The sequence below is a fragment of the Corallococcus sp. CA041A genome (assembly GCF_003612075.1).
Classification (GTDB): Bacteria; Myxococcota; Myxococcia; order Myxococcales; family Myxococcaceae; genus Corallococcus; species Corallococcus exiguus.
Map to the genome: position 1 here is coordinate 1 of NZ_RAWF01000153.1, position 24,900 is coordinate 24,900.

Annotated in this window: 21 protein-coding genes; 9 read left to right on the top strand and 12 right to left on the bottom strand. The window is 69.9% G+C overall.

The features are described from left to right. Together D7V77_RS25280 and D7V77_RS25285 are read left to right on the top strand one after the other, a co-directional pair. The coding region (locus D7V77_RS25280; protein WP_233597218.1) for a carbohydrate-binding protein at window positions 1-875 on the top strand (875 nt) is incomplete at its 5' end. A 248-nt stretch (window positions 876-1,123) separates the two neighbouring features. After that, window positions 1,124-2,755, top strand: coding sequence for a Rieske 2Fe-2S domain-containing protein (locus D7V77_RS25285; RefSeq protein WP_120578863.1), 1,632 nt, complete (start codon window positions 1,124-1,126; stop codon window positions 2,753-2,755). A gap of 4 nt (window positions 2,756-2,759) precedes the next feature. Here the strand turns inward: D7V77_RS25285 and uraH are convergent, their stop codons facing one another. From uraH to D7V77_RS25335, 10 genes are all read right to left on the bottom strand, one after another. Next, window positions 2,760-3,101: a hydroxyisourate hydrolase gene (uraH, locus tag D7V77_RS25290; RefSeq protein WP_014397447.1), complete on the bottom strand. Its 342-nt coding sequence runs from the start codon at window positions 3,099-3,101 to the stop codon at window positions 2,760-2,762. Further along, window positions 3,098-3,610: a 2-oxo-4-hydroxy-4-carboxy-5-ureidoimidazoline decarboxylase gene (gene uraD / locus D7V77_RS25295; RefSeq protein ID WP_120578864.1), complete on the bottom strand. Its 513-nt coding sequence runs from the start codon at window positions 3,608-3,610 to the stop codon at window positions 3,098-3,100. Before uraD ends, uraH begins: the two co-directional genes overlap by 4 nt. Continuing rightward, complete coding sequence (alc, locus tag D7V77_RS25300) at window positions 3,607-4,629, bottom strand: allantoicase (protein WP_120578865.1); 1,023 nt, start codon at window positions 4,627-4,629, stop codon at window positions 3,607-3,609. The genes uraD and alc overlap by 4 nt, the downstream gene beginning before the upstream one ends. A gap of 27 nt (window positions 4,630-4,656) precedes the next feature. Beyond that, window positions 4,657-6,003 (bottom strand): allantoinase AllB, encoded by a 1,347-nt coding sequence (gene allB / locus D7V77_RS25305; RefSeq protein WP_120578866.1) that lies wholly within the window; start codon window positions 6,001-6,003, stop codon window positions 4,657-4,659. Continuing rightward, window positions 6,000-7,442 carry an FAD/NAD(P)-binding protein gene (locus D7V77_RS25310; RefSeq protein WP_120578867.1) on the bottom strand — a complete coding sequence of 481 codons (1,443 nt, stop codon included), beginning with the start codon at window positions 7,440-7,442 and terminating at the stop codon, window positions 6,000-6,002. The genes allB and D7V77_RS25310 overlap by 4 nt, the downstream gene beginning before the upstream one ends. An 89-nt stretch (window positions 7,443-7,531) precedes the next feature. After that, complete coding sequence (locus D7V77_RS25315; RefSeq protein WP_233597219.1) at window positions 7,532-8,317, bottom strand: hypothetical protein; 786 nt, start codon at window positions 8,315-8,317, stop codon at window positions 7,532-7,534. Continuing rightward, a complete protein-coding gene (locus D7V77_RS25320; RefSeq protein WP_120578868.1) occupies window positions 8,314-9,441 on the bottom strand; it encodes a hypothetical protein in 1,128 nt (375 codons plus the stop codon). Before D7V77_RS25320 ends, D7V77_RS25315 begins: the two co-directional genes overlap by 4 nt. Before the next feature lie 32 nt (window positions 9,442-9,473). Then, window positions 9,474-10,574 (bottom strand): hypothetical protein, encoded by a 1,101-nt coding sequence (locus D7V77_RS25325; protein WP_120578869.1) that lies wholly within the window; start codon window positions 10,572-10,574, stop codon window positions 9,474-9,476. Beyond that, window positions 10,571-11,824 (bottom strand): glycosyltransferase family 2 protein, encoded by a 1,254-nt coding sequence (locus tag D7V77_RS25330; protein WP_120578870.1) that lies wholly within the window; start codon window positions 11,822-11,824, stop codon window positions 10,571-10,573. The genes D7V77_RS25325 and D7V77_RS25330 overlap by 4 nt, the downstream gene beginning before the upstream one ends. Window positions 11,825-12,018: 194 nt before the next feature. Then, complete coding sequence (locus D7V77_RS25335; RefSeq protein ID WP_120578871.1) at window positions 12,019-13,206, bottom strand: phosphatase domain-containing protein; 1,188 nt, start codon at window positions 13,204-13,206, stop codon at window positions 12,019-12,021. Between the two features lie 105 nt (window positions 13,207-13,311). Here D7V77_RS25335 and D7V77_RS25340 point away from each other — a divergent pair, with 105 nt between their 5' ends. After that, window positions 13,312-14,094 (top strand): 4'-phosphopantetheinyl transferase superfamily protein, encoded by a 783-nt coding sequence (locus D7V77_RS25340; RefSeq protein ID WP_120578872.1) that lies wholly within the window; start codon window positions 13,312-13,314, stop codon window positions 14,092-14,094. Here the strand turns inward: D7V77_RS25340 and D7V77_RS25345 are convergent. Beyond that, entirely contained in the window at window positions 14,091-14,864 is a 774-nt protein-coding gene (locus tag D7V77_RS25345) for a thioesterase II family protein (RefSeq protein WP_120578873.1), read from the bottom strand. The two genes, D7V77_RS25340 and D7V77_RS25345, sit on opposite strands and share 4 nt — an antisense overlap. 229 nt (window positions 14,865-15,093) lie before the next feature. Here D7V77_RS25345 and cysD point away from each other — a divergent pair, with 229 nt between their 5' ends. The 6 genes from cysD to D7V77_RS25375 all read left to right on the top strand — a co-directional run bounded on the left by cysD (window position 15,094) and on the right by D7V77_RS25375 (window position 24,222). Next, window positions 15,094-16,005, top strand: a complete 912-nt coding sequence (cysD, locus tag D7V77_RS25350) for a sulfate adenylyltransferase subunit CysD (RefSeq protein WP_167548012.1) — start codon at window positions 15,094-15,096, stop codon at window positions 16,003-16,005. Beyond that, the gene (locus D7V77_RS25355; protein ID WP_120578875.1) at window positions 16,005-17,270 is read left to right on the top strand and encodes a sulfate adenylyltransferase subunit 1; all 1,266 of its coding nucleotides are present in this window, start codon (window positions 16,005-16,007) and stop codon (window positions 17,268-17,270) included. Before cysD ends, D7V77_RS25355 begins: the two co-directional genes overlap by 1 nt. A gap of 10 nt (window positions 17,271-17,280) precedes the next feature. Further along, window positions 17,281-17,841, top strand: a complete 561-nt coding sequence (gene cysC, locus D7V77_RS25360) for an adenylyl-sulfate kinase (RefSeq protein ID WP_120578876.1) — start codon at window positions 17,281-17,283, stop codon at window positions 17,839-17,841. Between the two features lie 99 nt (window positions 17,842-17,940). Continuing rightward, window positions 17,941-19,707, top strand: a complete 1,767-nt coding sequence (locus D7V77_RS25365; protein WP_120578877.1) for an ATP-binding protein — start codon at window positions 17,941-17,943, stop codon at window positions 19,705-19,707. A gap of 8 nt (window positions 19,708-19,715) precedes the next feature. Then, window positions 19,716-23,807, top strand: coding sequence for a TOMM system kinase/cyclase fusion protein (locus D7V77_RS25370; RefSeq protein WP_233597220.1), 4,092 nt, complete (start codon window positions 19,716-19,718; stop codon window positions 23,805-23,807). 1 nt (window position 23,808) lies between these two features. Further along, entirely contained in the window at window positions 23,809-24,222 is a 414-nt protein-coding gene (locus D7V77_RS25375) for a BMA_0021/BMA_0022 family TOMM bacteriocin (RefSeq protein WP_158620662.1), read from the top strand. A gap of 16 nt (window positions 24,223-24,238) precedes the next feature. Here the strand turns inward: D7V77_RS25375 and D7V77_RS25380 are convergent. Continuing rightward, a partial coding sequence (locus D7V77_RS25380) for a SagB family peptide dehydrogenase (protein WP_120578880.1) occupies window positions 24,239-24,900 on the bottom strand: 662 nt, incomplete at its 5' end.

Here is a 24,900-nt window from a genome sequence, read left to right on the forward strand (position 1 = left end):
CTCCGGAGCCCGTCCCCTCGGAGACGGAGGCCCCGCAGGACCCCACGGCGCCCACGCCCACCGCACCGCCGGAGGACACACCAGCTCCTGCTCCGTCGGGCGTGGATGGCTTCGGCGTGACGATGCTGTACCCCTCACTGCCGGGCGGTGAGTCCTGGGCGCTCGCGGAGGATGCCACCGCGGACAAGCGCTTCGATCCGCAGGGCACCATCACTCGCAACGCGGACGGCTCCTGGAAGATGAAGAGCACGAAGGTCCGCATGAGCGCCTACCCGGCCTCGGGCTACGACGCGAAGCAGATCGCCACGTATGACCGCGACGTGCTCGCGAGCCGCGGCTACATGCAGGCGCCGAACGACTGGAAGAACATCGAGATGACCGGCTTCGTGAAGGTCAACGCGGTGAACAACACCCAGGACAACTTCGCCTGGTACGCGCGCGGCGGGAAGCACAACGACAACAACTCCGGCTGCGAGGGCAGCAGCTACAAGGGCGGTCTGCACTACGACGGCCGCGTGCGCTGGGAGAAGGAGACCTGGCACGTGTCCTACGACCAGGCGCCGTACAAGCCGGCCGCCTCCGCGCTGAAGGGCCGCTGGGTGGGCTTCAAGGCCGTGATGCACAACGTGCCGGGTGCGAACGGCGCGGAAGCGGTGAAGCTGGAGCTGTACCTCAACGACAACGCCGACAAGGTCACCTGGACCAAGGTCTACGACATGACCGACGACGGCGGCTGGGGCGGGGATGCCCAGCACTGCGGCGGCTCCGTGGGCGCCATGCCGATTACCTGGGGCGGCCCCATCGCCACGTTCCGCTGGGACAACGCCTCGGACGTGGACTTCAAGTGGATGAGCGTCCGGGAAATCCAGCCCTAGTCAGTCCGCACGCCGCACGTCCTGAATGCAGCAGGAGAGGGGGGCCCACGTGGGCCTCCCTCTTTTTTTGTTCGCGGCCTGACGGGACGTGCGTGGGCTTTCCGACAGGAGGGGCGCGCCGGGGTGCCGCTGGAAAGAGACGCCCTAGCTTCGCAGCCTAGCTGACGCCGGGGCCATGGGCCGCGCGCACACAGCCACTCCAGGGCGCGGTCTTCCCGGCCGGGCCTTCCACACGAGGGACGACGTTCATGCGGATCACCTTCCTGGGTCATGCGGGCTTCGCGGTGGAGACCGCAGGAGCGCTCGTCGTCATGGATCCGTGGCTGACGCCCCAGGGGGCCTTCGACTCCGCGTGGATGCAGCTGCCGCGCAACCACCACCTGGCGCCGCGCGTGAAGGAGCTGCTGGAGACGCCGGGCAAGGAGCGCTTCCTCTACATCAGCCACGAGCACAAGGATCACTTCGACCCGGAGTTCCTGGCCACCATCGCGAAGCGGGACTTCACGGTGCTGGTGCCCAAGTTCCGCCGCTCGGAGCTGCGGGACATCTTCGAGAAGTACGGCTGCAAGCGCGTCATCGCGTGCGAGGACTCGCGCGAGATTCCCATCAAGGGCGGCTACATCAAGCTCTTCGTGTCGGAGCAGGGCACCAACCGCGACTCCAGCGTGATGGTGCGCGGCGACGGGCAGTGCTTCCTCAACATCAACGACTGCAAGATGCACGACCGCCTGGTGCGCGTCATCGCGGAGGAGGGGCCCATCGACGTCTTCTCCGCCCAGTTCTCCGGCGCCATCTGGCACCCCACCTGCTACGAGTACCCGCAGGAGACGTACTCGGCCATCAGCCTGAAGAAGCGCGACAGCAAGTTCGAGGCGGTGGCGCGCGCGTTGGAAGTGGTGCAGCCCCGCGCGTACATCGCGGCGGCGGGCCCGGCGGCCTTCCTGGACCCGGCGCTCTTCAACCTGAACTTCCAGGACGTGAACATCTTCCCGCGCGCGCCCGTGCTCTTCTCCTACCTGGAGAAGCGCATGCCCACGCTGCCCACGCGCTACCTGGAGCCCATGCCCGGGGACGTGCTGGACGCGGGCTCGCTGGAGTTCGTGTCCCAGGTGCCGGAGCGCGTGACGACGGAGAACTTCAAGGAGTACCTCCACACGTACGCGAAGGACATGGCCTACGTCTTCCGCGAGCGCCGCCGCAACCTGATGCGCGAGGAGGTGGATGAAATCCACGCCCGCCTGCGCGTGGAGCTGCAGCGCAAGCTGGACCTGTTGGATCTGCACGACCGCGTGGGCATGCCGTTCTACGTGGAGCTGACGGAGGCGCCCACGCGGCTGTTGCGCGTGGACTTCAAGGGTCGCCGCGTGGATGAAGTGACGGAGATGCGCGACAAGAGCCGCTACGCGATGAAGGTGAGCGCGAGCGACATCGTGCGCGTGCTGGACCGGAAGCTGAACTGGGAGGACTTCCTCTTGTCCTTCCGCCTGCGCCTCTCCCGCAACCCGGACGTCTACGAGCCCGTGCTGCACGGCTTCCTGGGCGTGGAGGTGGAGGACATCCGCGAGTTCTGCGACGGCATCCGCGCCACGGAGGCCCAGAAGGAGCGCACCGTGGTGGAGGCCGGCGGCAAGCGCTTCACCATCCAGCGCTTCTGCCCGCACCAGGGCGCGGACCTGGCGGAAGGCTGGGTGGAGGAGGGCCGCTACGTGGTGTGCCCGCGCCACCGCTGGCAGTTCGACCTGCAGAACGGCGGCGTGTGCAAGTCCAACAACTCCTCGCTCTGCGCGGAGCCCGTCGCGGACAAGCCGGAGAAGGTGGAGCGCGGCGGCGACAAGGCGCCCGCCGTGGACAAGGCGCCCGTCGAACCGCCGCGCGTCTGAGGCTTCAGCTGCCCCGGTAGGTGGAGAAGCCGAAGGGGCTCAGGAGCAGCGGGACGTGGTAGTGCTCGTCGGTCGCGGTGACCTCGAACACGACCTGCACGTACGGGTAGAAGCCCCGCTGCCCCCGGGCCTGGAACCAGGCCCCGGTGTCGAAGGTGAGGCGGTACACGCCGGGCTGAAGCTTCGTGTTCGCGCCCGACAGGTCCTTCACCCGTCCATCCGCGTTGGTGACGCCCCGGGACAGCTCCCGGAAGTCTTCGCCCGAGCGGGCCTCCAACGTGAGGGAGAGCCCCTCCGCGGGACGGCCCGTGCTCGTGTCCAGGACATGCGTGCTGAGGGTGCTCATGACGCGAGGAGCTTCTCCAGTCGGATGCGGGTGATCTTCGCCTGCTCCCCGGCCGCGATCTTCAGCTCTTCGTCCGGGGTGTGGTGCATGCGGTCCTGGAGCAACTCCAGCATCTGCGCCGCGCTCTTGCCCGTGGCGCAGACGAGGAAGATGAAGCCGTAGCGGGACTCGTAGTCGCGGTTGCCCTGGGACAGTGCCTGCAGGACGCCTTCATCCGCGCTGGCCACGCCCTTCTGCTCCTGTGACGACCACTGCGCGGTGGAGGCGAACTTCTCCCGCAGCTTCGACACGTCGCCGATGCGCGGGTGGTGCGTGAAGGCCTCCCTCCAGTCCTCCGGCCCCGTGCGCGCCCAGGCGTCCACGGCCTCCGCGTACACGTGCTCCGCGTCGCGGAATGGGCGGACGGCCAGCATCCGCTGGACCCACTTCGTGCTGCCGCAGCAGCGGGTGAAGGCCTCGGTGGCCTCCTCCGTCGTGGCGGTGTTCAGGCGCTCCAGCGGCGTCGTCACGCCGGCTCCCCGAAGAGGCGCAGCCGGCTGACGCCGCCGTCCGGGAAGATGTTGAGGCGCACGTGGGTGATGGGGCCCACGTCCTTCAGCTCCTTCTCGAAGACGTGGCAGTGGTCCGCCTGGAGCTTCGACTGGGGCAACAGCTCCTTCCACGGGAGGTGCGTCGCGTTGGCGAAGTCCAGCAGCGGCTCCTCCAGGTGGATGCCCTCCAGCGAGCAGCGGTCCGGGAAGTTGCCCTTGAAGTAGTGGGTGTCCACCTCCGCGCGGCGCAGCGTGCCCGCCGTGGCCAGCTTCACGACGATCCAGTCGAAGCCCGGCACGCGCTTGCGGCGCGTCTCCCAGCCCTCGCCCATGTTCGCCGCGCGGCCCGGGAAGATGAGGTTGTCCTTCGTGCCGAAGAACTGATCGTTGCACGTGACGACGGAGCCGCCGTTGGCCGCCGCCGCCAGGTCCACCAGCCCGGCCTTCTTGAGGGCGTGCCAGTCCGGCAGCACCTGTCCGTGCACGCGCAGGCGAGCGACGCCGCCGTCCGGGTAGATGTTGAGGCGCACGTGCGTGAAGCGCCGCTCGTTCGCCACCGGGAAGAGGTTGCGCGAACCGCCGCGCAGGCGCTGCTTGGGGACCAGCTCCGTCCAGCGCGACACGTCCTCCGCCAGCGACTCCGCCGACGGGTCTCCGTCCACCTCGCACGCCTCCAGCGAGGCGTACTCGGGGAAGTTGCCGAGGAAGTGGTTGGTGTCCACGTCGATGCCGTGGATGGCGCCGGGCAGGCCCAGCTTCACGATGCACCAGTCATAGCCGGGCACGCGCTTGCGGCGCGTCTCCCAGCCGTCCATCCACTTGCCGCGCTCCGTGAACTTGTCCGCGATGAAGACGCCGCGCCCGGCCTCCAACATCGACTCCTTGGGCGCGAAGAACTCGTCGTTGGCCAGCAGGGCCTTGCCGCCCACCTTGCGTGCGGCGAGATCAATCAAGTCAGCGAAGGCGACGTGCATCGCCCCGGGTGCTTCGGCTTGCATCGGCATTCCTCTCCCGGACCGTCGGGGCTAGCCGCGCGGCAGCCATTGGCCGATGCGCGGGCCCGTCAGTCCCTCGGTGGCGTCGAAGATACGCTGGCCGCGCAGGTATGTCCTCATCACCCGGCCTTCCAGCTCGCGTCCGGCGTAGGGCGTCAGCCGGTGCCGGTGGCGGATGTCCTCGGGCGCCACCTTGAAGCGCGCCTCCGGGGCGAAGACGACGAAGTCCGCGTCCAGCCCGGGCTGGATGGCTCCTTTGCGCCCCGACAATCCGGCCAGCTTCGCGGTGCGGTGCGCCATGCGCTCCACCAGCGCGTCCAGGCCCAGGCCGCGCGCGCGCATGCCCGTCCACACCGCGGACACGCTGAGCTGCAAGCCGGCGATGCCGCCCCACGCGCCGGAGAAGTCTCCGGCCTCCAGCTTCTTGAGCGCGGGCGTGCAGGGCGAGTGGTCCGACACCACCAGGTCGATGAGGCCGCTCTTCACCGCGTCCCACAGCCGCTCGCGGTTGGCCGCCTCGCGGATGGGCGGGGCGCACTTGAAGTGGGTGGCGCCGGCTTCAATCTCCTCCGAGGTGAAGGTGAGGTAGTGCGGGCACGTCTCCACCGTGAAGGGCAGCCCTTCCGCCTTCGCCTTCGCGATGTCGTCCAGCGCGTCCGCCGCGGACAGGTGGACGATGTGCACGGGGCCGCGGTGCTTGCGGCACAGGTCGATCATCATCCGGATGGCGTCCACCTCCCACGCGGCCGGACGGGACGCGAGGTAGCTGGCATACGCGCGCACGTCGCCCGCGAAGGGCGGTTCATGGTCCGTCAGCTCCGCGTGGACCAGCAGCGGCACGCCCGCCTTCGCGAGGATGGGCATGGCCGCGTCCAGCACCTCGCGCGTGGCGGCGGGGAACTCATCCACGCCCGAGTGCACGAGGAAGCACTTGAAGCCCGGCGCGCCCGCTTCGACCATCGCCTGGAGTTCGTGGGCGTTGCCGGGGATGACGCCGCCCCACAGGCCGTAGTCGATGGCGCACTGGCCGGACGCGGCCTCCGCCTTGGTGCGCAGCGCGGCCAGGGACGTGGTCGCGGGGATGGAGTTGAGCGGCATGTCCACCACGGTGGTGATGCCGCCCGCCGCCGCCGCCGCCGTCGCCGTGGCGAAGCCCTCCCAATCCGTGCGGCCGGGCTCGTTGATGTGCGCGTGGCTGTCCACGATGCCGGGCAACAGCGCGTCCCGGCCCAGGTCCACCACCTGCGCGTCCTTCGGCACGTCCACCGTCGCGTGGATGCCTTCGATGCGCCCGTCGCGCACCACCACCGCCGCGGCGCGCGTGCCCTCGGGCGTCACCACGCGCTCGCTGCGAAACACGGTTACAGATGCACTCACGTCTCGAACTCCGTCGTCGCGTAGTCCGCGAGCGCGCGGAAGTGGCGCTCGCTGTCATCCAGGTAGAGCTGTTTCGTGATGCCGCCCACCAGGCGGGGCAGGCTGTACTTCATGCCGGAGATGCTGGCGCCGCCGAAGCCCAACGAGAGCAGGCACCCGAAGGTGTAGTTGAACACGCCGCCCAGCCATGGCGCGGTGCCGGGCTGCTTCTCCTGGAACTCGAAGGAGGGGCCCAGGTACGGGTGGCGCAGCAGGTCCGCGTTCCGTTCGTTCTCCGGCGGCGTGAAGCGGTCCTTCCACAGCGCGATGTGCGGGTGCAGCTCCGCCAGCTCCGGCCGCAGCGACAGGTCCGTGGTGAAGCCGGACGCGATGATGAGGAAGTCGAACGCGTGCGTCGCGTGCGGCGTGCGCACCACGGCCATGCCGTCCTGCGCCTTCACCTCCACCCAGGGACTCTCCGCGTGCAGGTGGAAGTGCGGGTGGCGGCGGGCGCGCTCGAAGGTGTCGCGCGGCGGCAGCTGGCCCATGTCGATGATCTGCCGGATGAAGCGCCAGCGCTGCGCGTCCGGCAGGTCGCCGTGGTGGCGCAGGAAGCCCGCGAACTCCGCCCAGCGGTAGGGGTTCACGTTGGGCAGCTTCTTGCGGCGGTAGAACAGGTCCACCTGGCCCACGCCCGACTCCAGCGCCACGGAGGCGTTGTCGAACGCGGAGGCCCCCGCGCCCAGCACGCCCACGCGCTTGCCCTTCAGCGCGGCGAAGTCGATGGGGTCGTGCGTGTGTGCCCACAGCGCGCGCGGCAGCGGCTGCACCTCTGGCGGCGCCTCCCAGCGGCCGGAGCCGTCGATGCCGGTGGCCAGCACCACCTTGCGCGCGAGGAGGAACTCCGCCTCGTTGTTGTGCGCGGCGGGGACCTCGAAGCAGTCCAGGTCCGCGCGCCAGCGCAGCGCGCCCGCCTTGGTGCCGCACTTCACCGGGACGCCCAGCACGCGCCGGTACCAGAGGAGGTAGTCCGCCCACAGCTCCTTCGGGATGAGGGCCACCTGCTGGAAGCCCTCCGCGCCGTGCTGCGCTTCGTACCAGGCGCGGAAGGAGAGGTTGGGGATGTTGTAGTCCGCACCGGTGAGGTACTTGGGCGTGCGCAGGGTGATCATCCGCGCGAACGTCTTCCAGGGCCCGTGGAAGCCGTCCCTGCCGTCGTCCAGCACGAGCACGTTCGTCACGCGCTCGCGCATCAGCCCGAACGCGGCGCCCAGCCCGCTCTGGCCTCCGCCCACGATGAGCACGTCCAGGATGGGACGGCCGTCCGGAGTGGAGCGCGGCGGCACCCAGCCGCGGGCAGGGTAGGACAGGATGTCCAGGTCGCGGCGGAGGGCGTCTTCCAACGCCTCCAGGCCCTGCGGTGGACGATACGTCGAGGCCAGCGGATCGCGGTCGGGCATCGGTGCCTCAAGCAACCCACGCCCGGATCTTCCATGCAAGGGGGGCCCCCCAGCCATTCGCTCCGACGGGCGGGTTCCGGACGACCGCCTCAGAGGTGCGAGGTGGGGCCGGCCGCCTGGGGCACGAGCAACTCGAAGCGCACGCGCGCGTTGTCCGTGCGCATCCCGGCGGGGCCTTCCAGGCCGAGCGCGTCGGGGGGCAGCAATCCCTCCCAGACGCGCACACCGTCCGCGTACACGGTCAGCACGTTCGCGTCGATGCGGGCGCGCAGCACGTGGGACTCACCGGGGGACAGCCGATCCAACGGCTCCATGAAGCGCGGCCGCACGGTGGTGTAGCCCGCGTTGCCGCACTCGCGGCTCTCGTGGTCGTCCGGGTTGGATTTGAACTGGACCACGATGCCCGCGGAGGGCGCGATGCGCCACATGGCGTAGATGAGGTTGCAGCCGTCCCGCGCGCGCAGCTTGAGGCCCACCTGTTCGCGCTGCTGGCCCGACGCCAGCGGAACCACCTCGCTGGTGGCGCCCAACCACGTGAAGCGCAGCTCCGCCTCGTCCCCCGTCGTCTCCGGGACGACCGCGCGCTGGCGCGGCCCCTCGATGGCGAACTGCGTCCCGTCCTGTTCCTCTTCCTCCTGGAGGTTCTCGACCTGGCCTTCGGTGACGTGCAGCTGCCCCCGCGTGACGGGGGCCAGTCCGTTCTTCGTGGCAGGAGGGTCGGTGCGCAGCGCGCGCGTGCTGGAGGATGCGGGGGATTCCATGGGCTTCCTCGCGCTGTTGCAGGCGCCGTGGCTCAGGAGCAGTGCGCCCGCCCACAGCATCAACACGCCCGACGTCCCGAGCGCCACCCACCGCCGTTGCCTTGCGTCGCTCATGGGCCCGTTTCCCCTAGAAGCGTGCGGAGGGTCTTCAGATGCGCGCCCAGGTAGGCCTGCTCCGCCTGCAGTCGCGCCAGCTCCAGCAGCAGGTAGTCCCGGAAGCGGCGCACCTGCCGCGTCTGCAACTGCTCCACCTCGCGCAGCTGGCCCTGCAGGTCGGACACCAGCGTGGACACCTCGCCCAGGCGCTGCTGCTCGCTGCGCTCGGTGATGCGCAATTCGCCCAGGAGCTGGCGCACCCGCCGGGGCGCTCCATCCACCGCGTCGCGCGACTCCAGGCGGCGGCCCTCGCGAGCCTGGGCATTGGCCCGGCCCTGCCACAGCTGGCCCAGGTTGTAGCCCAGCGTGAGCTGGCCGAAGAGGGGCGTGCTCTGGTCCACGTCGAAGACCTCGTCGTAGCCGCCGCGCACGCTCAGGCGCCACGCGCCCGCCGTGCGCAGGCCGCCGGACAGGACCTCGACTTGATCATCCGCGGCCTCGAAGGCGCTGATCAGCGCGCCCAGGGTCTGCCCTTCCGGCACCGCGGGTTCGAGCGCCAGCCGCTCGCGGGCCTGGGCGGTGTCGCGCGCGAGCGAGCGCAGATGATCCAACCGCACCTGCACCGCGTTGAGCTCCTCCAGCGTCGCGCCGCCGTCGCGCAGGTCGTCGCGCAGATGGGCCACCAGCTCCTCCGCGCGGGGCAGGGAGGTGGCCAGGGCCCGGGAGCGTGCGTCCAGCGCCGCCGCTTCCCCCAGCCGCGAGCCCTGATCCACGGCGCTCTGGAGCGCGGCGAGCGCCTGATAGCGGCGACACTCGGCCTCCGCGCGCGAGCGCAGCGTGTGGCCCCGGTAGAGGCCCACGAAGTCGTAGCCCAGCCCCGCGGTGACGCGCAGCTTGGGAGAGCCCAGGGGAAAGTCGTCCGAGCCTCCCGTGGCGTCGCCCGCGTTCACCGCGCCCACGCTGGCGAACACCTCCGGCGCCAGCTCCAGCACGGCCTCCGCCTTCGCGGTGCCGCGCACACGTTCGCAATAGCCCTTCGCGAGGTCTCCCTGGGCCCGCACCGTCCCCGCTTCTTCCGCCGGCGCCACGCCCGCCCACAACCCGAGCCCCAGCAGGGCTCCTCTCGCGAGGCTCGTCCGCATCCTCCGCTTCCTTTCCGATTTCACGACGGGGTTCACAGCATCAACGGGGGATGGCCCAGGTGAAGCAGCGGCTCGCGTGCGCTCGGCGCATCTCGAAGCTGGAGTTCCACCATCACGCCTCGCAAGTGGTACTGGCGGATGGGGTGCTGCTGGGAGATTTCGCCCTCCAGCACGGGCCCCACCACGCCCACCTCGCGGCACCAGAAGATCTTGAGCGCGCAGGTGTAGAGCGGGGTGCCGGCCCGGGCGTTGGGCAGGTTCTCGTAGGGCACGAAGGCCACGTTGAGGTTCTGCTCCACCGCCTTCAGGTACGGCGAGCCATGCACCACCTGGAGCAGGTGGTCGAAGCGGCGGATGCGGTCGTCCAGCGCGCGCACGTCCGCCTCCAGGCTCTTGCGCTGCGCGTCCGCGCGGGCCAGCGCCAGCACCGACTGGGTGTACTCACGCTCCAGCAGCAACGTGTCCGTCGTCAGGCCTTCGGCGGCGGTGTCGCGGCCCAGGCCGTTCTCCGCGGCGGTGAGCCCCTCACTCTCGCGCCGGAGCGTGTCCAGGCGCATGTCCAGGTCCACCGTCTCCTGCGCCAGGGACAGGTTGCTCTGCGCCATCTGCGCCAGGTGGTGGTTGGCGGTGAGTACGTCCTCCCGCTCCATCAGCTTCGCGCCGTAGAGCGCGTTCGTCCGCGTGCGGGACAGGCCGCTGAACGCGCGGTTGGACTCGGCGATCTCCTCGCCCGTGCGCAGGTACTCCTGGCGCAGCGCGGACAGCCGCCTCGCCAGCCGGTCGCGGGAGCGCTTCTCCCCCTTGAGCGCCACCACGAAGCGCTGCTGGAAGGACCGCTCCGCGGCCACGGTCCGCTCGGCCTCCAGGAGCCGGTCCGACGCCTCTCGCCGCCGGGCCATCAACCCGTCCCGCTCCGACTCCTGCTGCGCCGCCTGCGCGTTGAGCGCCAGCACGTTGGGATCGGTGGGCGACAGGATGGTGGGCGCCGCCCAGCTGTTGCTCGCCAGGAAGAAGCCCTGCACCACGAGGAACGACATCAGGCCCAGGAGGATCAGCGCCAGCAGTACCGAGCCCATGAACTTGTAGGCGGACACCGCGATGGAGTTGAGCCGGTTGGCGACCTGCTGGTTCATGACGGGGTTCCTTCGCCTGCGGAGTTGGACGTGAGCTTCGCGGGGGCGGGAACAGGGGAGGGTGCCGGCGCCGTCGTGGGACTGCCGCGCGTCTCCCAACTCCCGGAGTCGAGCGTCAGCAGCGCCAGCGGCGTGAAGAGCGCGTACGTCACCGGCATGAGCAGCGCCATGGGCAGGAAGCTCGCGGGGTGCACGCGCCGGTCCTCCGGCAGGTAGCGCGTCTCCATCCGGTAGATGAAGCCCAACAGGCCAATCACCAGGAAGTGGAACGCGAGGATGTCCCAGAACTCGCCGTTGAGCAGGTTGTGGACGATGACCACCGGGTACGCCAGCAGCAGCGCCAGCTGCGATACGTAGTGCACGGTGATGACCGGGTGCAGCCGCCACGCGTGCGACAGGCCGCAGATGAGGTCCACCAGGTTGGAGCGCCGCCAGCGCAGCTGCTGACTGAAGTAGCCCGCGAGCGTGGAGGGCGCGGCGGTGAAGCAGTACGCGTCCAGCGTGTAGACCGTCTCGTAGTCGTGCTTGACGATCTGCCGCGTGAGGAAGCGGTCCTCGCCGTACTTGATGGGGATGCCCGCGATGGCGCGCGCCTCCAGGATGGGCTCCAGCTCCAGCAGCACGGAACGGCGATACGCCGTCAGACAACCGGACAGGCACATCACCTGACGGAACGAGCGCTCCAGGTCCTTCAGCCACTTCTGGGCGAAGTGGAACTTGATTTCGATCATCCGCGTCAGCCAGTTCTGGTGACGGTTGATGACGAAGGTGCGCCCGCCCACCGCGGCGACATTCGGGTGCACGAAGCGGCGGATGAGCTGGCGCACGGCGCTCTTCTCCACCACCACGTCCGAGTCCACGGAGACGATGATCTCCGCGTCCTCCGCGGCGCGGACGCCCCGGTTGATGCCCTTGCGCTTGCCCATGTTCTCCGGGTTGCGCATCACCCGGACGTTGGGGTGGCCCTCCGCGGCCTTGGTGGCCCACGCGACGCTGTCGTCGCGCGAGCAGTCATCCACGACGATGATCTCGGTGAGCTCGCTGGGATAGTCCTGGTCCAGCAGGGCCCGGACGGTGTGGAAGATGCCCTGGCCTTCGTTGAACAGGGGAACGACGATGGCGACCTTCGGACGGTAGGAGTCGTCCACCCGTTCGAACCGTCGCCCCTTCAGCCGCCGCAGGAAGGGGCCGAGGATGTAGCGGTTCATCAAGACGACGATGAACAGCAAATGGATGGGAAACAGTTCCATCGGTCCCGCGCGCCCCCTCACGCCCCGGAAGGGCCCCGGGAACCTCCCGGAGCCCTTCCTTCCGTCCCCAGACGGCCGCTTCACCCCTGTGAAGCGCCCGGAAGGTTGGGGTGCCTCGTACGTCCCGCCAACTGTCCGGGACCGGTGGGCTGCCCGGTGATGGAAACCGTGCGGCGCGGGCCTTCAGCGCGGGCTCAAAACGTCCGCAACAGGGCCAGATCGCGCTCCAGCTCCGCTTCCCGTGCCTGGCGCTGCGCAGCGGAGGGGAATGCGATGGCCGCCAGTGATTCGGTCGCGGCGGCGGCGATGCGGTCCACGCCGTCGCGGGAGATGACGCCCGCGTGGAACGCGTCCACCGCCGCGCCCACGTACGTGTCGAAGAAGAAGACGTGCTTCGCGCGCCAGGCGTCCCGCTGCTCCGGCGGCGTCGCCACCACGTCGTGGATGAACACGGCGCGCACCGCCTGGGGCAGGGACTCGCGCATGCGGGCGCCGAACTCCACGTCGCCCTGGCCGCTGTCGCCCACGAAGACGAAGCCGTACTCGGGGAAGAGGCGCGCGTACTGTTCGAAGTTCTCGAACTTCTTCTGCGCGATGCGCGTGTTGCCCACGAGGTAGAAGAAGCTGCCGGAGAGCATCACCGCCAGCGGCACGCCGCGCTTGCTCAGCGAGTCCAGCGTCGCGTTCTCGATGAGGCCCAGCGGATCCTGCGGGCGCGCACTCACGAAGACGAGGTCGCCCGCGCGGCCCGGGATGATGCCCGGCCCCCGGTCCAGCTCCTGGTAGAACGCGAGCACGCCCGGGTACACCGTCTTCGGCGGGTAGCGCTGGTCCACCCAGTTGGCGAAGAACGTGTCGTCGATGTCGCTCAGGACCTTGTTCTCGCCGCTGGGAAAGGCCTGCGCCTCACGCTGGAAGTGGGCGAGCAGTTCGGTGCGCACCACCATGTCGTCCACGTCGTCGAACACCAGCTTGTGCAGGTCGTGGTACTCGCCGCCCGCCTCCAGCAGGTTCTTGAACCCGGTCAGCTCGCGGCCCTTCAGCCCCAGGAACAGGTCGCGCAGCCGCGCTTCCGCCTGCGCGGGCGTGGCGCCCTTCTGGAGCGCGGTGGCCAGCGACGCGCGCACCGGCAGGGACAGCTCCGCCGCGCGGCGCGTGCACAGCAGGTCCAGGAGCGCCGTGTGGTGGTCCGGGCCCACCAGCCGGTCATCCAGGTCCGACAGCAGGCGCACCAGGTCCACGTTGGACAGGAGGAAGTTCAGCTCCTCGCTGGTGGCGCCCTCCAGCAGGTCCAGGATGCGGCGCTCGTCGTTCCGGTCCGTGTGGCCCGTCATGTCCCGGCGCAGCGCCTGGAGCTTCGTCGTCGCGGTGGTCAGGTCCATGAGTGTCTCTCCCCCCTCAGCGTAGGGCCGTGAAGCCTACGCGCCCGCCAAGCGGCCGGACCAGCCCCCGTGACAGGCGCGGCGGTTCCTGATTGCCTGCACGACATGACGGTGTCCCTCTCTTCCACGCCCCTCGACCTGCGCCCCGACGAGGTCCACGTGTGGATCGTCGAACCCGAGCGCATCGACGACCCGCGCCTCCTGGAGGCCTACAAGGCCCTGTTGGACCCCAGCGAGCGCGAGCGGCAGCGGCGCTTCCACTTCGAGCGGCACCAGCGGCAGTACCTGGTGTCCCACGCGCTGGTGCGGCTGACCCTGTCGCGCTACGCGCCCGTCGCGCCGGAGGCCTGGCGCTTCGTCCCCAACGAGTACGGCCGTCCCGCCATCGTGGGTCCCGAGGGCCAGTGGCTGCGCTTCAACCTGAGCCACACGGATGGCATGGCCCTGGTCGCGGTGGGCCGGGACGTGGACCTGGGCGCGGACATCGAAGACGCGGAGCGGCCCGGCGAGACGGTGGAGATCGCCGACCACTACTTCGCGAAGACGGAGGTGCAGGCCCTGCGCTCGCTGCCCAAGGAGCGCCAGCGTGAGCGCTTCTTCGAGTACTGGACCCTGAAGGAGGCCTACATCAAGGCTCGCGGCGCGGGCCTTTCCTTGCCGTTGGATCAGTTCGGCTTCGATCTGGTGCCGGGACAGATGCCCGGCATCAGCTTCGACCCGCGGATGAACGACCTGCCGGACGTGTGGCAGTTCATGCAGCACAAGCCGTCCGCCCGGCACCAGGCGGCGTTGGCCTTCCGCAGGCCCCGGAGCGGGGCGCTCACGGTGCGCTGGCAGCACACCGTGCCGCTCGCCGGGGACATGGCCCCGGTCATCAAGACGGCCTAACCCTGCGTCGTCATCCAGCGCGTCAGGTCCTCGCGCACGGCCGCCAGCACTGGCGGCCCGTGCGTGCGGATGAAGAAGTGGCCTCCCTCGAAGTGGCGGAGGCGCACGTCGGCGGTGGACTCCGCGCGCCAGTGCTCCATCATGTCCAAGCCCACGTGCTTGTCCCCCTTGCCCGCGTACACGGACAGCGGGATGTCCAACGGGGCCGTGTCCTTGCCGTTCTCCGACCAGGCCAGCGCGAAGTCCGCTCGCAGCGTGGGGAGGATGAGCTCCAGCAGCTCCTTGTGCTGGAGGACCTCCTCCGGCGTGCCGTCGTACTCGCGCAGCTTCGCGATGAACCCCGCATCATCCAGCGTGTGGATGGGCTCCCGGTCGTTGTGCGACGGCGGGGGCGCCGCCGCGGCGATGAAGCCCAGCGGCTTCGGACCACCCTGGCGCTTCAGCGTCCGCGCCACCTCCAGGCCGATGCGCGCCCCCATGCTGTAGCCGAACAGCGCGAAGGGCCGGTCCATCAGCGGCGTCAGCGCCGGCATCAGCACGTCCATCAGCTCCGGCATGGACTTGAGCGCGGGCTCCATCAGGCGCCGCTCGCGCCCGGGCAGCTGCACCGCGCACAGCTCCACGCCCGTGGGCAGCGCCATGCCCCAGGACTGGTAGATGGCCGCGCTCCCGCCGGCGAACGGCAGGCAGAACAGGCGCAGGCGCGGCTCCGGGAGCGGCTTGCGGGACGGGAACCAACGGTCGAGGACGGGAGGGGTTGCGCTTGCCATGGCGCGGCCGTCTATACCATGCGCCCCCCTCACGGAAACCGCCTCCCGCACACCGGGTGGGGGCCCCGGGCACGCACCCGGAGTGGGGCCGTGAAACATCCATCCCAGCAGGTCCTCCGGCCATGTTTCATCGCCCCCTCCGGCATGTCGCATCCGGCGTGTCTCACACTCGCGGAAGCGGAAACCTTCACGGCCACGGTTGGGCGTGGGAAGGGTTGTGGTAGCTTGCCTGACCGTGAGCTACGAGCTTTCACATCTTGAGGCGCTGGAAGCCGAGTCCATCTTCATCATCCGGGAAGTCGCGGCGGAGCTGGACCGGCCGGTGCTGCTCTTCTCCGGTGGGAAGGACTCCGCGGTGATGTTGCACCTGGCGGTCAAGGCCTTCTGGCCCGCACCGCTGCCGTTTCCGCTGATGCACGTGGACACGGGGCACAACTTCCCGGAGGTCATCCAGTATCGCGATGAACGGGTGGCGGAACTGGGCGCGCGGCTCATCGTCGCGTCCGTGCAGGAGGCCATCGACGCGGGGAAGCTGACGGAGGAGAAGGGTCCTCGCGCGTCCCGCAACCGCCTGCAGACGCAGCCGCTGCTGGAGGCCATCGAGAAGAACGGCTTCAACGCCGTCTTCGGCGGAGCCCGGCGCGACGAGGAGAAGGCCCGCGCGAAGGAGCGCGTCTATTCCTTCCGCGACGAGTTCGGCCAGTGGGATCCGAAGAACCAGCGGCCGGAGCTGTGGTCGCTCTACAACGGCCGCCACCGCCGCGGTGAGCACCTGCGCGTGTTCCCCCTGTCCAACTGGACCGAGCTGGACATCTGGCAGTACATCGGCCGGGAGAACGTGGCGCTGCCGTCCATCTACTACACGCACCGGCGCGAGGTGTTCCGCCGGGACGGCATGCTGATGGCCTGGTCGCCCTTCATGTCCATGATTCCCGGCGAGACGGTGACGACGGAGACGGTGCGCTTCCGCACCGTGGGCGACATGACGTGCACCGCGTGCGTGCCGTCCACCGCGTCCACGGTGGCGCAGGTCATCGATGAGGTGACGGCCTCCCGCGTGACGGAGCGTGGCGCCAGCCGCGCGGACGACAAGTTCTCTGAGACGGCGATGGAAGACCGCAAGCGCGAGGGATACTTCTAGTGGAACTGCTGAGATTCGCGACCGCGGGCTCCGTGGATGACGGCAAGAGCACCCTCATCGGGCGGCTGTTGTACGACACGAAGTCCATCCTCGAGGACCAGCTCGCCGCTGTGGAGCGCACGAGCCAGGCCCGGGGCGACGAGTACGTCAACCTGGCGCTGCTCCTGGACGGCCTGAAGGCCGAGCGCGAGCAGGGCATCACCATCGACGTGGCGTACCGCTACTTCTCCACGGCGAAGCGCAAGTTCATCATCGCGGACACGCCCGGACACCTGCAGTACACGCGCAACATGGTGACGGGTGCGTCCACGGCGGACCTGGCGCTCATCCTGGTGGACGCGCGCAAGGGCGTGCTGGAGCAGACGCGGCGCCACGCGTTCATCGCGTCGCTGCTGCGCGTGCCGCACCTGGTGCTGTGCGTGAACAAGATGGACCTGGTGGACTACGACCAGGGCGTCTTCGACCGCATCCGGGAGGAGTTCCGCCAGTTCTCCATGAAGCTGGACGTGAGCGACCTGTCGTTCATCCCCATCTCCGCGCTGGGCGGGGACAACGTGGTGACGCGCTCGGAGAAGATGTCCTGGTACCAGGGCCCCACGCTCCTGCACCACCTGGAGAACGTGCACATCGCGTCCGACCGGGACCTCATCCACCTGCGCTTCCCCGTGCAGGGCGTCATCCGGCCCGCGTCCGCGAAGAAGTTCCACGACTACCGCGCGTACTCCGGGCAGCTCTTGGGCGGCGTGATGCGCCCGGGCGACGAGGTGATGGTGATGCCGTCCGGCTTCACCACGCGCATCAAGGCGCTGGAGCTGGCCGGCAAGCCGCTGACGGAGGCGTTCCCGCCCATGTCGGTGAACGTGTCGCTGGAGGAGGAGCTGGACATCAGCCGCGGCGACATGCTGTGCCGCCCGGGCAACCCGCCCACCGCGAGCCAGGACATCGACGCGATGGTGTGCTGGCTGTCGGACTCGACGCAGCTCAACAGCGGCTCGCGTCTGGCCATCAAGCACACCACCCGCATGGCGCGCGCCATGGTGAAGCAGCTGCACTACCGGCTGGACGTCAACACGCTGCACCGCGACGACCAGAGCCCCGGCCTGAAGCTCAACGAGGTGGGCCGGGTGACGCTGCGCACGACGGTGCCGCTCTTCTTCGACGAGTACCGGCGCAACCGCAGCACCGGCAGCTTCATCCTCGTGGACGAGGGCACCAACGCCACCGTGGGCGCGGGGATGATCAACGGTCCCGCGGTGGACAGGTAGGGGAGTGGCGATGCAACAGCGTCCGGGCTTCATCCTCTGGTTCACTGGCATGTCCGGCGCGGGCAAGAGCACGTTGTCCGCCGCGGTGGCACGGCAGCTGTCGCCCGTGCAGCGCGTGGAGCTGCTCGACGGGGACGAGGTGCGCACGTACCTCTCCCGCGGCCTGGGCTTCAGCCGCGCGGACCGCGAGGAGAACGTCCGGCGCATCGGCTACGTGGCGCGCGTGCTGGCGAAGCACGAGGTGGGCGTCATCACCGCCGCCATCTCGCCGTACAAGAACTCCCGGGACGAGGTGCGCGCCCTGGCCACCCAGGCCGGCATCCCGTTCCTGGAGTGCTACGTCCAGGCCAGCCTGGACGCGCTCATCGCCCGTGACGTGAAGGGGCTCTACAAGAAGGCCCTGGCCGGGGAGATTCCGCACTTCACCGGCGTGTCGGACCCGTACGAGCCGCCCGAGTCCCCGGAAATCACCGTCCGCTCCGACGCGGAGACGGTGGATGCGGGGCTGGAGCGCATCCTCGACACGCTGCGCGACCGGGGGCTCCTGGCTCCGGCCGCGAGCGCCGCTTAAGGCAAGGGCCCGCCGCTCCGGCTGAATCCGCCGGGGCGGTTCGCGCGCGTCCTTTTCGGCTAGGCTTGCGACCCTGGAGGGGGTCTGAAAGCCGTGCCGATGCTCGTCTACAACCCTGGGCAACCGGATGAGCTGTCCTACCCATTGGGGGACGTGCCCATCACCATTGGCCGCGCGGACGACCAGGGCATCTGCATTCCCCACCGCAGCCTGTCGCGCCAGCACGCCCGCATCGAGTCCTCCGACGGGCGCTTCTTCGTCACCGACCTGCAGAGCAAGAACGGCACGTTCGTCAACGGCGTGCAGATCCGCCGCAAGGAGCTGCGCCCCGGCGACACGCTGACGCTGGGTGACCTCGTCTTCCTGCTGACCCACGAAGCACCACCGGCCGCACCCGCGGGCCCGCCCGACGAACCCCGTCCCCAGCTCACGCGCGCGCTCACCCGCGTGCCGCTGAAGACGCTGGTGAAGGCGGTGTCCGGCTCGGAGAAGTCCGCGGAGGAGGCCCCCGGCACGGCCACGCGCGCCCGCGAGCGGATGCGCATCCTCCAGGAGGTGGCGAAGCTCTTGTCCGTCACGGACGACCTGGAGGCGCTGCCCGGCAGGGTGCTGGACCTGGCGTTTCAAATCCTCCACGTGGAGCGGGGCGTCATCCTGCTCATGGACGAGGGCACGGGGAAGCTGGAGCCGCGCGTGACGAAGACGGCCGAGGGCACGGCCGTGCGCGGGCCCATCTACAGCCAGAACATCGTGGACTTCGTGTTGCGCAGGAGCGTGGCGGCGCTCTTCTCCGACGCGGTGAATGATCCGCGCCTGGGCGCCGCGGAGTCCGTCATCTTCAGCTCCATCCGCGCCTCCATGTGCGTGCCGCTCAAGCCCCGCGACGAGGTGCTGGGCGTGCTGTACGTGGACAACGTCTCCACGCCCAAGAGCTTCTCCGAGGACGACCTGGAGTTCCTCGTCGCGTTCGCGGGGCAGGCGGCGCTCGCGCTGGAGAACGCGAGGCTCTACCGCCGCATCGAGCAGGAGACCGTGCAGCGCATGCAGCTCATCATGGACGCGAAGCTGGCCTCGCTCGCGGCGCTGGTGGGCGGCATGGCGCACGAGCTGCGCAACCCGCTCAACTTCATCAGCAACTTCGCCGGCCTCTCCGTGGGTCTCACGGAGGACCTGGCCAGCGTGCTGGAGCCGCAGCGCGAACGGCTGACGGTGGGCTCCGCGAGCGACGTGGATGAAGCGCTCGCGTGCCTGCGCACCAACGTGCAGAAGATCAACGAGCACGGCCGCCGCGCGGACGCGCTCATCCAGAACATGCTCCAGCACGCGCGCCGCTCGCCCGGTCCGCGCGAGCAGGTGGAGCTGAACGCGCTGGTCGCGGAGGGCATCGCGCTGGGACAGGGCGGCATGCGCGGCGAACCGCTGACCGTCCACCTGGATGCCGAGTACGACCCGGACGTGGGACGGCTGGAGTTGAGTCGCGCGGACGTGGGCCGCGTCATCATCAACGTCGTGGACAACGCGCTCTACGCCATGCGTCAGAAGCGCCAGACGCAGGGGGCCACGTACGTGCCGGTGCTCAAGGTTCGCACCCTCGCGCGTCAGGAGCAGGTGGAGGTCCGGCTGCGCGACAACGGGCCGGGCATCCCCGTGGAGAGTGCGGGAAGAATCTTCGACCCCTTCTTCACCACGAAGCCACCAGGGCAGGGGACGGGGCTGGGGCTGTCGCTCAGCCATGACATCATCGTGCAGGGCCATCAGGGCACGTTCCGCATGGAGTCGGTGCCGGGTGAGTTCACGGAGTTCGTCATCACCCTGCCCAGGCGGGGGGGACGGTCATCAATGGAGCGAGGCTCGGGAACGCGATGAAGAACCCAATGGATCCCCAGCTGTTGGAAGCCTTCCAGGGCCGGTACGAACTCCTTTCGGAGCTGGGCGAGGGCGGCTTCGGCCGCGTCTACAAGGCCCGCCAGGTGACCACCGGCCAGAACGTGGCGGTGAAGCTCCTGCGCCTGACGGACGGCGCGACGCCAGAGTCCGTGGAGCGCCGCAGCGCGCGCTTCGAGCGCGAGATGAAGCTGTGCGCGCAGATGCACCACCCGAACATCGTGCGGCTCATCGATTCAGGCCGCGCGCAGGGCGGCGCCGTCTACTCCATCTTCGAGTTCGTGCCAGGGAAGAACCTGGCGCAGGTGCTCGCGGAGGAGGGCGTGTTGGATCCGGTGGAGACGCGCCACCTGATGCTCCAGTTGCTGGACGCGCTGGCGTGCGCGCACGCGCAGAACGTGGTGCACCGCGACCTGAAGCCCGCGAACATCATGGTCGTGCCCACCGGCGCCCGCCGCAACGCACTGGTGCTGGACTTCGGCATCGGGTCGGTGACGGACGAGCTGACGCGCACGGAAGCGCAGCCGCGCATCACGTCCACCAATGAATCGCTGGGCACGCCGTCGTACGCGGCGCCGGAACAGCTTCGCGGGCAGGCGCCCACGCCGCGTTCGGACCTGTACGCGTGGGGGCTGGTGTTCCTGGAGTGCCTCACCGGCCGCCGCATCTTCGAGGGCGCCACCGTCGCGGAGGTCATCTTCCAGCAGCTCTCCTCGGAGCCGGTGCCCATTCCGCCGGCCATCGCCGCGCACCCGCTGGGCAAGCTGCTCCAGCGCGTCACCTCGAAGGACCCGTCCCAGCGCACCGTGTCCGCGGAGGTGCTGCTGCGCCAACTGGAGGCGGTGGACGTGTCCAATCTGCCGCGCCGGCCCTCGCCCGTGCGCATCCAGCCCGCGGCTCCCAACGCGGAGACGGCGACGGTGGAGCTGTCCAGCCGCACGCCCAACGCCGTGTCCACGCGCTCGCGCCGGTGGGCGGAGGGTGAGCGTCGGCAGCTGACCGTGGTGTGCTGCACGCTGTCCGCCACGCAGACGGCGCCGGGGCCGGTGGACATCGAGGAGTTGGATCACGTGCTGGGCGCCCAGCAGGAGGTCTGCATCGAGATCGCCCGGCGCTACAACGGCCACATCGCCAGCGCGCTGGGCGACATCGTCCTCTTCTACTTCGGCTATCCGGCGGCACGGGAGGACGACGCGCGGCGAGCGGCGCAGGCGGCGCTGGACATGGTGGCGGAGGTGAAGCGGCGCGGCCGTGCCATCGAGGCCGAGCGCGGCACGCGGGTGGAGATCCGCGTGGGCCTGCACACGGGCCTGGTGGTGTCGCGTGAGCAGCGGGATCCCACGCTCTCTGGCCTGGGCTTCGTGGTGGGCACCACGCCGAAGCTGGCCTTCCGGCTGTCCACGTCCGCGCCTTCGGGCGCCATCCTCGTCACGGGTGACACGCAGCAGTTGGTGCGCAAGCACTTCCCGTTGGACCCCGCGCCCGCGTCCCCGAACGAGCTGTTGCCCCCGGGCCTGGAGACGTTCGTGCTCCAGGGCGCGGACGCGACGTGGAGCGGCACCGACGACGCGCTCTCGCTGGTGGGCCGTTCACGCGAGCTGGACCTGGTGCTGTCGCGCTGGGAGCAGGCGCGCTCGGGGCAGGGGCAGGCGGTGCTCATCACCGGTGAGCCGGGCATCGGCAAGTCTCGCCTCATGCGCGAGCTGGGAGACCGGCTGGGCGCGGAGCCCCATACGTGGCTGGAGTCCCGCTGCACGGAGGACAGCTCCGGTCAGGCGTATGCCCCCGTGGTGGACCTGCTCACGCGGATGCTGGACCCGAACCGCGACCTGCCGCCGGAGGGCCGGCTGACGGGCCTGGAGGCGCTGCTGTCCGGGTACAGCTTCGAGCTGCCGGAGACGCTGCCCCTGTTCGCGTCGCTGCTGTCCCTGCCGCTGCCGCCGGAGCGCTGGGCTCCGCTGGACGTGTCGCCCTTGAAGCACCGGGAGCTCACGCGCAACGCGCTGCTCGCGTTCCTCGCCGCGATGGCTGAGCGGCAGCCCGTGGTGCTGGCGCTGGAGGACCTGCACTGGGCGGACCCGTCCACGCTGGAATTGCTCAAGGCGCTGGTGGAGGAGGTGTCCTCGTCGCGCCTGCTCGCCGTGTTCAGCGCGCGGCCGGAGCTGGAGCCGCCCTGGGCCGCGTCGGCGGTGACGCAGGTGCAGCTGGGCGCGCTGGCTCGCGGGGAGGTGGAGCGGTTGGCCACCGCCGCAGTGGGAGGCCCGCTCTCGCCGGAGGCGTTGGAGGAGATCGCCACGCGCACGGACGGCATCCCGCTGTTCGTGGAGGAGTTGGTGCGCACGCTGCGCGAGTCCGGCGCGCTGGTGGAGCGCGAGGGCCGCTTCGCGCTGGATGCCAGCAAGGCGGGTCCCGCGGTGCCGGGCACGCTGCGCGATCTGCTCGTCGCGCGCCTGGATCGGCTGGGCCGCGCCAAGGAGACCGCGCAGATCGCCTCCGTGCTGGGCCGTGAGCTGACGCATGAGCTCCTGCGCCACGTGAGCCCGCTGACGCCCGACGCGCTGGAGGCGGACCTGGAGCGGCTGGTGGGCTCGGGGCTGCTGCACCGCAAGCGCCGGCCGAAGGGGCCCGTGTACCTCTTCAAGCACGCGCTGGTGCGGGACGCGGCCTACGACTCCATGCTCAAGCGGTACCGCCAGCAGATGCACGCGAAGACGGCGGAGGCGATGGAGGCGCACTTCCAGGAACAGGTGGAGTCGCGGCCGGATCTGCTCGCGCACCACTGGGCCGCCGCGAACCTGAAGCGCAAGGCCATCATCTACGCGCAGAAGGCCGCGTTCGCCGCGCTGGTGCGCTCCGCCTACCTGGAGGCCATCCTCTTCGCCCGGCTGGGCCTGTCGTGGCTGGACGCCATCGACGACCCGGTGGAGCGCGCGCAGCTGGAGCTGAGCCTCAACGGTGTGCTCGCGCCGGCGCTGATGTCCACGCAGGGCTGGCGCTCGCAGGACCTGCGCAACGTGGCCGAGCGCTCACTGGAGCTGCTCTTCACGGTGGGAGAGAGCCCCTACGCGGCACCGACGCTGTGGGTCCTCTCCATCTTCTACCACCTGGGAGGTGACCAGCGCCGGGTGCGAGGATTGTTGGACCGGTTGGTCGCGCTCGCGCAGCGCACCGGAGACGCGGGCCAGGAGGCGGTGGCGCTCACCATCCTCTCCAACATCGAGCTGCTGGAAGGCCGCCTGGGCGAGGCGAAGGCGAAGGCGGACCGGTGCCTGGCGCTGTTCGACCCGGTCGCGCACCGGATGCACCGCATCCTCTACGGACAGGACACGCGCGTGGGCGGCGAGTCCGTGCTGTGCCGGGGGAAGTGGCTTTTGGGCTTCCCGGACCAGGCGAAGGCGCACGGCGAGGCCGCGGTGGCGTGGGGCCGCGAGCTGAACCACGGCACCAGCATTGGCCTGTCGTTCATCTACCTGCTGTTGATTGCCCAGGAGCACGGCGACCGGACGGAGGCGCTCCAGCTCATCTCCCAGCACACGGAGCTGTCCCACCGCTACGGCCTGCTGGAGCAGTCCGTCTACGTGGGCATCCTGCGCGCATGGGCCATGAAGGACCTGGAGGCGATGCGGCGCAGCATCGCGCTTCGCGAGGCGTTCGGTACGGAGATGGATCAGCCGGCGTACTACGCCATGCTCGCGGAGCTGGAGCTGGAGCTGGGCCACGTGGAGGCGGCGCTCGCCTCCGTGGAGCGCGGACGGCAGCGCGCGCAGGCCCTGGGCGAGGCGTACCACGAGTCCAAGATGCTTCACGTCAAAGGGCGGGTGCTGCTGCAGCGGGATGGAAACACTGCACTCTCCGCGGAGACGTGCTTCCGGCAGGCGGCGGAGGTGTCACACGCACAGGGCGCGCGGATGCGGGAGTTGCAGGCCGTCACCGCCTTGGCACGGGTGCTCCAGGCATCCGGGCGACAGGAAGAAGCCCGGCAACGCCTGCAAACGGTCTACAGTACCTTCTCCGAAGGATGGGGAACCCCGCCCGTCTCGGAGGCCCGCGCGCTGTTGGATGCGCTGGGAGGAGAAGGCTGACATGAGCAAGAAGAAGCCGGAGTCGAAGGCCGCGCCCGCACGGGCTCGTCCGGTGGCGCGCAAGCCCACGCGGGGTCCGGAGTCCAAGGCCTCGGTGAATGACTGGCAGGCCGTGTGGATGCGCGCCGTCGCGCTCGCGTGGAAGGAGCCCGAGTTCGAGGCGGCCCTCCAGAAGGATCCGCGCCAGGCCCTCAAGAAGCGCTTCGACTTCGACCTGCCCGCCAGCATCCACCTGAAGGTCGTCCCCTCCACCGCGAAGGACGCGGTGACGGACGGCACCTGGAAGGTGAACAACGCGGAGGTGGAGCTGCACCTGCCGAAGAAGCCGGCGGACGTGGCGGACCACGCCGTGGCGCTCTCCAGCCTCACCGACACCTACGGCCGCTCGCACTGCTGCGGCAGCCCCTGCTGCTGAACGGCGCACGGGGCGCTCAGCGGTCCGGAGAGTCTCCTCCCGACACCGCGAAGGCGCCCACGCTGGCCTCGCCGAAGCCGTCCACGCCCGCCACGCGCTGGAAGAAGTCCGGATCGCTCCGGCCCAGCGCGTAGGGCCGCAGTCCCTGCGCGGTGGACACCAGGTAGAGCGTCTGCACCAACGCTCCCGTGTCCTGCAGCACCAGCGAGTACGCCAGCGTCTCGTACTTCCACGCGAGCCGGGGCACGCGCGCGGCCACCACCATCAACACCTCCGGCCGATCGAAGGGCTCCACCGGTGCACGGGCTTCGTCCAGCAGCGCGTGGAACTCGGGCGTGGGGCCGCTCAGCTTCTCCAGCCGGTGGCCCAGCGGGTCGTAGTGGTAGGCGCCCGGGGCCAGGCCCTGGCACTCGCCCACCATGGGGTAGAGCTCCAGCGCGTACGCCGCGCCCGCGCCGGGGTAGGGCCGGTCGGTGACTTCACCGTCCTGCGTGGTGCGCACTTCGCGCACGCGCGCGGCGCGGTAGAGCAGCTCGCCCAGCTGCTTCACGGTGAGCGGTGAAGCGCCACGGCCTCGCAGGCTGCGGCGGTCCTCCAGCACCTCCGTGAAGGAGCGGTCGCCGCCCGCGCGCAGCGCCTCCAGGTCTGGCCGGTACAGCTCCACGACCTCCTCGGTCA

Excerpts from the sequence above, each read along its gene's own strand:
- D7V77_RS25285 (WP_120578863.1), top strand. The coding sequence starts at position 1,124 with ATGCGGATCACCTTCCTGGGTCATGCGGGCTTCGCGGTGGAGACCGCA.
- uraH (WP_014397447.1), bottom strand. The coding sequence starts at position 3,101 with ATGAGCACCCTCAGCACGCATGTCCTGGACACGAGCACGGGCCGTCCC.
- alc (WP_120578865.1), bottom strand. The coding sequence starts at position 4,629 with ATGCAAGCCGAAGCACCCGGGGCGATGCACGTCGCCTTCGCTGACTTG.
- D7V77_RS25310 (WP_120578867.1), bottom strand. The coding sequence starts at position 7,442 with ATGCCCGACCGCGATCCGCTGGCCTCGACGTATCGTCCACCGCAGGGC.
- D7V77_RS25315 (WP_233597219.1), bottom strand. The coding sequence starts at position 8,317 with ATGAGCGACGCAAGGCAACGGCGGTGGGTGGCGCTCGGGACGTCGGGC.
- D7V77_RS25320 (WP_120578868.1), bottom strand. The coding sequence starts at position 9,441 with ATGCGGACGAGCCTCGCGAGAGGAGCCCTGCTGGGGCTCGGGTTGTGG.
- D7V77_RS25325 (WP_120578869.1), bottom strand. The coding sequence starts at position 10,574 with ATGAACCAGCAGGTCGCCAACCGGCTCAACTCCATCGCGGTGTCCGCC.
- D7V77_RS25330 (WP_120578870.1), bottom strand. The coding sequence starts at position 11,824 with ATGGAACTGTTTCCCATCCATTTGCTGTTCATCGTCGTCTTGATGAAC.
- D7V77_RS25335 (WP_120578871.1), bottom strand. The coding sequence starts at position 13,206 with ATGGACCTGACCACCGCGACGACGAAGCTCCAGGCGCTGCGCCGGGAC.
- D7V77_RS25340 (WP_120578872.1), top strand. The coding sequence starts at position 13,312 with ATGACGGTGTCCCTCTCTTCCACGCCCCTCGACCTGCGCCCCGACGAG.
- D7V77_RS25345 (WP_120578873.1), bottom strand. The coding sequence starts at position 14,864 with ATGGCAAGCGCAACCCCTCCCGTCCTCGACCGTTGGTTCCCGTCCCGC.
- cysC (WP_120578876.1), top strand. The coding sequence starts at position 17,281 with ATGCAACAGCGTCCGGGCTTCATCCTCTGGTTCACTGGCATGTCCGGC.
- D7V77_RS25365 (WP_120578877.1), top strand. The coding sequence starts at position 17,941 with ATGCTCGTCTACAACCCTGGGCAACCGGATGAGCTGTCCTACCCATTG.
- D7V77_RS25370 (WP_233597220.1), top strand. The coding sequence starts at position 19,716 with ATGGATCCCCAGCTGTTGGAAGCCTTCCAGGGCCGGTACGAACTCCTT.
- D7V77_RS25375 (WP_158620662.1), top strand. The coding sequence starts at position 23,809 with ATGAGCAAGAAGAAGCCGGAGTCGAAGGCCGCGCCCGCACGGGCTCGT.